This window comes from Blastopirellula marina DSM 3645, from assembly GCF_000153105.1.
In the GTDB taxonomy this organism is placed as follows: domain Bacteria; phylum Planctomycetota; class Planctomycetia; order Pirellulales; family Pirellulaceae; genus Blastopirellula; species Blastopirellula marina.
Window position 1 is genome coordinate 690367 of the sequence record NZ_CH672377.1, and the last position, 6300, is coordinate 696666.

Sequence of the window (6300 nt, forward strand, 5' to 3'; positions counted from 1 at the left end):
CCCCCTTTTTCTTTTTTCGCATGTACCTGCGAAAAGGATCTTACTTGTTATGCGAAACGCCTGTTTGATCGCTCTCTTGCTTACGATCGCTACCGTCGGTTCGGCCGCCGCGCAACAACCGCAGCGCCGTGCGAAGCTGCCGGACAATTTCGACAATACAGGCGCCTCGTTTATTTTCTCGCGGAATGTCTTTGGTGAATTGCTCACCGGGCAACGCCCTGCGGCGCTCAGCCAGAAGGGGAGGCCGGCGATGGTCGCTTCTTCGGGCGGAGGAATGTCGGGAGGTCCATCCGGCGGGATGTCGGCGGGACCCGGCGGCGCGGCGCCGGCAGGCAGCGGCAAAGATTGGAGCTTTATCACGCCGGAAGTGATCCAAGACGAAGTGAAGCAGTTGAACTTAGAGTTGGCGCCGATCGCGATGAACATTCGCGAGTTCAAAGGGGGCGGTTACGCCGTTTGCCGCCGCAACTTTACGGAGCTGGCGATGCTGTTTGAGATCATCAACGAAACTTCGCAGGATGTCCGTTGGAAAGAATCGTCACTGGGCGCTCGCGATGCATTTTGGAAAACGGCGGACGTTTGCAAAGTGGGGACCGATCAATCGTTCGCCGCCGTCAAGCAGCGTTCCATCGATCTCGATGATCTGGTGCGCGGCAGTTCGCCTACCTTTACCGAAGGTGATCCTGAAGCGACCTGGGAATCGATCGCGGATCGCCCGCCGTTGATGCAGCGGCTGGATATCGGCTTTGAAAAGAAGTTGAAGAAGTGGGTCGCCAGCGAGGCCGAATTCCGCAGCAACAAGTTAGAGATCCTACACGAAGCGCAGATCATCGCCGCCATCGCGCAAGCGATGAAGCAAGAGGGCTTCGATTACTACGACGATGACGACTATGTCGGCTTTTGCGACAAGATGCACAACGCCGCGCTCGACATGGTCAAAGCGGTCACCAATGACGACCCCGCGCTCGCCCGCGAAGCAGGCGGCGCGATCGCCGGCGCTTGTTCCGATTGCCACGGCAGCTATCGGTAGTCTTACGGTTTGGCGAAGCGGGGAAGGGCGATGATCTGGTCGTCGCCTCCGCCGTCGACAGCCGCGACGACGATGCGGCGTGGTTCGATCCGGATCTGGTAGGGTGCGCCAGTCAGCGTGTTCATCGGCGGCGATGTCGGCGGCTCCTCGCCGATGGCGAGTTGCAGCGCTAGGCTCCATGCGGTTGCCAGCGCCTTGTCGCGAGCGGCGATCCGCTGCTGTTTGCTGACGTCGACCAGCAGCCACCTCGCGGCGACGGTGGGGTAGTCGTTGGTTCCCGCGAATGCCGTCAGTTGTGCGTGGAGCTGCGAAAGCATTTCGGCCCGCTGATAAAAGGGGAGCCGGCAGCCTTCGATAATCACGCACATTTGCTTTAGGTAGACAACTTCGTCGTGGTTCAAGTTGCGCGAGACAGCGCGAATCGTCGCGTCCAGTTCGTGCTCATCTTTCAGCTTTTGATATTCGTCACGCGGCAAGGTCGAGAGAAATTGCCCATCGCGAATCAGTTCGTATTGATGCAATCCGCAGGCCCGGTCGGCGATCCATGCGTCAGCGTCATTGGGCCAAGCCGCAACGTGACTCGCGAGCGTTTTGGAGATTGTCGAAAGTTGGTCGCGATTGACGGCGGTCTGCGTCGCGAGGGCCCCGGCGGCGGAAAAGGCCGCTTCACGCAGTTCGGCGGCGATGCGGCGAGCATAAACGTGATTCACTTGCCCGAGACGCGACGCTAACTCCAGCGCAAACGCGATGTGCTCGGCCGCGGCGTCCAGATCTTGATCGGCCAGCGCGACGGCGGCAGACAAGATTTCGAGCCGCGCGGCGACGCGGGTGCATTCGACAAAATGAACGTCGGCCATGTAGCCGGCTGTAGGCCGCCAAAAGTATTTCCACTGCGGCATCTGCAGCGCAGCGCGACCGCGCACGATTTTCTCTTGATGCCGCACGACGTAGGCGTGAACCTTTTCGAGCGCGAGCGGCGGAAACTGAAAGTCTTGGTTCGGCAGCCAGGCGTCGGTGCTGTCGATCATCTGATCCGCGATGGGACCAGGGTAGATCTTCATCAGCGCGGCGACGCCGTTGTTCTCGGGATCGAGTCCTGCGGCCAACGCCGCTTCTAAACCTTGCGGCGTCTTTTCGGCGCCGACGATCGGATCGATGAGACGCGTTAATTCGGGATGATTCACCTGGCGCGTTAGCGTCAGACGGCCATAGTCGGACGGCTCGTTCGGATCATGCACCATCGGCTTACCGCCGCAGCCGGCGATCAGCGCAGCGGAAAGACATAGGAGCACGAAGTTGGTAATCCGGACGAACATCGATCAGCGGACGCCAAAAATGGGGAAGGCGAATTGGGTACTGATCGCAGATCGTAGCAAATGCGGCTGGTTAAAGCTCGATCAATTCGGCCAGTCCGGCTTCGGCCAGTTCGGGACCGATGACAAACTTGCCGGGATGTGTCCAGCGGTTGATCAGCTCCTCATCGGCGCCAAACAGATTTGCTAGCAGCACGTCCATTTCTTCGTGCAGAAACTTGTAGTGCCGCACCCACTCGCGGGCTTCGGCCAGCGGGATGTTCTCTTCGCTTTGCCAGCGCATGGGGTGGAACAGCAGGACGCTCCACCGCGTGACATACCGCTGATAGCAAGCGGCGAAGGGCCAGATCGCGGCGGACGAACATTCGCCGATCACGATACCGGTCGCTTTGAGCCGGCGCAATTTGATCAATGAAACGAGCGCCGAAGCCGCATAAGAGCTGCCGCCGGGTGAATCAAAGTAGAGGGTGCATTCTCCTCCTTCCGGCACGGCGATCAGCTTTTCGTAGAGCTCAGACATGTCTTCGCCCAGCTCGCCCGAGATTGCGATTTCGTACTTTTCCGGCTCTTGATCGTCTTCCTCGTCGTGGTTCACGCGGCGTTCTCGCTTAAAAATAAGGGCATCTAGGCAGCAACAGGGGCAATCTACTGGCAAAACGGTTCGCCGGGAATCGGGCCGAAATCAGCCCCAGGGGAGGCGAACCGCCTGCGTCGCATTGTATGATAAAGAGACGGCTCGCCGCTTCGGCGGCGAGAATTACAGCCTGCAAAGTGCTCACTCCCCCAGATCCTACGAGAGGTTACCCGTGCGACGAAATCAAATTCTGGCCGCCTTTGTGGCGGCGATCGCGTTTGGCAGCGCTTCGTTTGCTGCAGAACCGGAGAAGCTGGAACTATCGGACGGCAAAATGTCGCTGGTCGCCCCCGAGAGCTGGAAAAAAGTGGCGCCGAAGGTGCGGATTATTGATTTTGAATTTGAAGCCCCGGCCGCTGCTGAAGGCGGTGATACGGGTCGCATCACCATCATGGGCGCCGGTGGAAGTATCGAAGCGAACGTCGATCGCTGGGTTGGCCAGTTCGCTGGAGCCGTCAAGCAGCCGATGAAAGAAGAGAAAGTCGCCGGTCAAACGGTTTATCTGGTCGATATCTCTGGCGACTTCCGCGATCAACGCGGCCCGTTCGCCCAGGCCGAGATCAAAAAGGACTACCGCATGTTGGGGGCGATCATCAAGACCGAGAAAGCGGGACAGTATTTCATTAAGTTCACGGGGCCGAAAACGACGGTCGAACACAATGAAAAGGCTTTCAAAGCGATGGTCAACAGCCTGGAAGTGAAGTAATTCTTCGCGGAAATATCGTAGCGAATTCAACGGACGAGAAATCGTCCGTTTTTTTGTGGGACGGCGGATGAAGAAGAATTCACGCGGCGAATCGCGGTGGCCCTCCTTTTGCTTAGCCGAGAGCTATATTAGCTTGGTCAATTCAAGCAGACCGGGCAGATTGTAAGCAATTTGACGACGGAAGCGATTGAAACGCTGGTTTCGGTCGTCCAAAAATCGGCGAGGCGAATCGATGAAGGTTGAACAGTTTCTCGAGCATCACGGCATCCACTCGAACCCGTTTGCGGTCGAAGACGCGCAAACCGACACGGTGTTTAAAAGCCGCTGCATCGACAGCACTTATCACCCTGCCTGGCAAAAGGTGTACGGCGATCCCCGCGATCCGTCCACGTCGATCGTCTTTGGTGAAAAAGGCGCCGGCAAGACCGCGATGCGTCTGCAGATTGTCGAGCATGTCGCCAAACACAACGCCGACCATGCCGATTCCCGCGTCTATATCATCGAATACGACGACTTCAATCCGTACCTGGATCGCTTTCGCGATCGGATGTTCGGCCGCAATCGCTATCCCGAAAAAGCGCTGAAGCAGTGGAAACTGTGGGATCACATGGATTCGATCCTGTCGATCGGCGTTACGCAGCTGATCGATCAAGTGCTGCAAACGCGCAACGCCAAGCCGTCGGCTTGCAAGATCGAACCGGCCGAAGCGAGCAAGCTGGATCGCAGTCAGGCCCGCGATCTGTTGCTGCTGGCCGCTTGCTACGACCAATCGACGGCGGAGACGTTTAAAGAACGTTGGCAGCACCTGCGCAGCAAGTTGCGGTTCTGGAACCCGAAAGCTTGGTGGCAATTCGCCGTCGGCGCTGGGATGACCGTTCTGACGCTGGCGCTGATGTTTGTGATGCTTTCGCAGGGGGCGGCGGTTTCGCAGCCGCCGTGGTGGATTTTTCTGTTGATGTTTGTCGCCGGTTGGTCTCCCTGGCTCTGGAAAGCGTTCCGAGCGACTTGGAAGGCCTGGGGAATCGTCAAGCATGTTCGGACCGGTAATCGAGAGGTCTTCTCGCTCAGCCGGTTGCTGATGAACTTCACTTTGCCCGAATTGTCGTCGCAACCGTTGCCCACGCATGAGCGGACCGACGATCGATATGAAATGTTGGATAAATTTTTCGGCGTTTTGCGGTCGCTGGGATGCACCGGAATTGTGGTGATCGTCGACCGGGTCGACGAGCCGCATCTAATCAATGGTTCGCCTGAACTGATGAGATTATTGCTCTGGCCGATGCTGGATAATAAATTTTTGAAACAGCCGGGGATCGGTTTCAAATTGCTGCTGCCGATCGAATTGACCCAGTTTGTCGATCGCGAAACGAAAGAATTTTATCAGCGGGCCCGGCTCGACAAGCAAAATATGATTCCTTCGCTCCAGTGGTCGAGCGAAGCGTTGCAGGACGTCGCCAACGCGCGTCTGGCGGCGGTCGCTGACAAAACGCCGGCGCCGACTTTGCGTGATCTGATCGACGATTCGGTCTCGGATCAGCGCCTGCTCGAGGCGCTCCGCTCGCTGCGCGTGCCGCGGCATCTGTTCAAGTTTCTGTATCGGTTGATGGTCGCGCATGCGAACGCCTATACCGATCAAGCGCCGGTCTGGCGCGTGTCGAGTCAAACCTTTGACTCGACGCTAGCAGTTTATCAGCGCGAGCAAGACGCGTTCGATCGTGGACTGGGCGCTGGCTAACGCCGCGCTCGATTGACATTGACTCGCATCGCCTGCTTTGCGAGATTTGCTGTTACGAAGCGCACCTTCGTGCGGCGATGCGTATTTCCAAGGAAGGAATCGGTTCATGTTCTATCAACGATGCGCCCTATTGCTGACGGCATCTTTATTGCTGGTTGGTTGCAGCAACCAAAATCCGGATTCTACCGCGGAAAACAGCGGTGAAAACGTCGAAGTGAGTCCGATTCAAGACCCGTTGGCGATCGGCTCTGTCGATCCGAAAACGGCGGTCGAATCCTTTCTCGCGGCGCTGCGCGACGGCAACAAAGAGTTGACCTCCAAGCTGTTGACGCAAAAGGCCCGCGACGAAACTCGCAAGCATCATCTCGCGATCGATCCGGTCGGCGCGACAGGCGCCAAGTTCGAAGTGGGCGAAACCATCTACATCACTTCCGAAAAGCGAGGCGCTCACGTCGAGAGCCATTGGTTTGACGTCGATCCGCAAGGCAAAGCCGTCTCGTACGAAATCGTTTGGATCATGCGTCGCGAAGCCGGCGGCTGGCGCGTCGCCGGAATGGCGACCGAGTTGTTTGCCGGCGAACCGCCGTTGGTGCTGCCGTTTGAGAATCCCCAAGAAATGTTCCAAGCCCAAAAGTTGGCCGAGCGCGAAATTCAGCGCCGCAGTGGAATTAACCCGTCCGAAGTCATGCCGGCCAGTCACGCCGCGCAACCAGGCGAAGGCTCCGGCAGCTCGTACTTTAGGCGGTAGCAACGACGGGGGGGAAGCGGCGATTTCCCGCTTCAACCGTCAAATTTGGGTGAATCCGATCAAAAGCTCTCGTTCTCGAGGGCTTTTTTTATGCGCGTGCAGTGATTACAAGGGTTCTAAACGGTAAACTTCCG

The 6300-nt window shown here is 57.7% G+C and carries 6 protein-coding genes; 4 read left to right on the forward strand and 2 right to left on the reverse strand.

Annotated features, from left to right (window positions below):
- Positions 1 to 49: 49 nt before the first annotated feature.
- Complete coding sequence (locus DSM3645_RS28810) at positions 50 to 1030, forward strand: hypothetical protein (protein WP_002654766.1); 981 nt, start codon at positions 50 to 52, stop codon at positions 1028 to 1030.
- A gap of 2 nt (positions 1031 to 1032) precedes the next feature.
- Here DSM3645_RS28810 and DSM3645_RS21895 read toward each other — a convergent pair whose 3' ends face one another.
- Positions 1033 to 2346 carry a hypothetical protein gene (locus DSM3645_RS21895; protein WP_002654767.1) on the reverse strand — a complete coding sequence of 438 codons (1314 nt, stop codon included), beginning with the start codon at positions 2344 to 2346 and terminating at the stop codon, positions 1033 to 1035.
- Positions 2347 to 2416: 70 nt separating this feature from the next.
- Complete coding sequence (locus DSM3645_RS21900) at positions 2417 to 2938, reverse strand: ATP-dependent Clp protease proteolytic subunit (RefSeq protein ID WP_002654768.1); 522 nt, start codon at positions 2936 to 2938, stop codon at positions 2417 to 2419.
- 211 nt (positions 2939 to 3149) lie between these two features.
- On the opposite strand from DSM3645_RS21900, the gene DSM3645_RS28815 reads away from it, so the two are divergent.
- The 3 genes from DSM3645_RS28815 (at position 3150) to DSM3645_RS21915 (ending at position 6166) form a co-directional block, all read left to right on the forward strand.
- A complete protein-coding gene (locus DSM3645_RS28815; RefSeq protein ID WP_002654769.1) occupies positions 3150 to 3683 on the forward strand; it encodes a hypothetical protein in 534 nt (177 codons plus the stop codon).
- A 232-nt stretch (positions 3684 to 3915) separates the two neighbouring features.
- Positions 3916 to 5418, forward strand: a complete 1503-nt coding sequence (locus tag DSM3645_RS21910; protein ID WP_040353201.1) for a hypothetical protein — start codon at positions 3916 to 3918, stop codon at positions 5416 to 5418.
- A 106-nt stretch (positions 5419 to 5524) separates the two neighbouring features.
- Complete coding sequence (locus DSM3645_RS21915) at positions 5525 to 6166, forward strand: hypothetical protein (RefSeq protein ID WP_002654771.1); 642 nt, start codon at positions 5525 to 5527, stop codon at positions 6164 to 6166.
- The last annotated feature ends 134 nt before the right edge of the window (positions 6167 to 6300 follow it).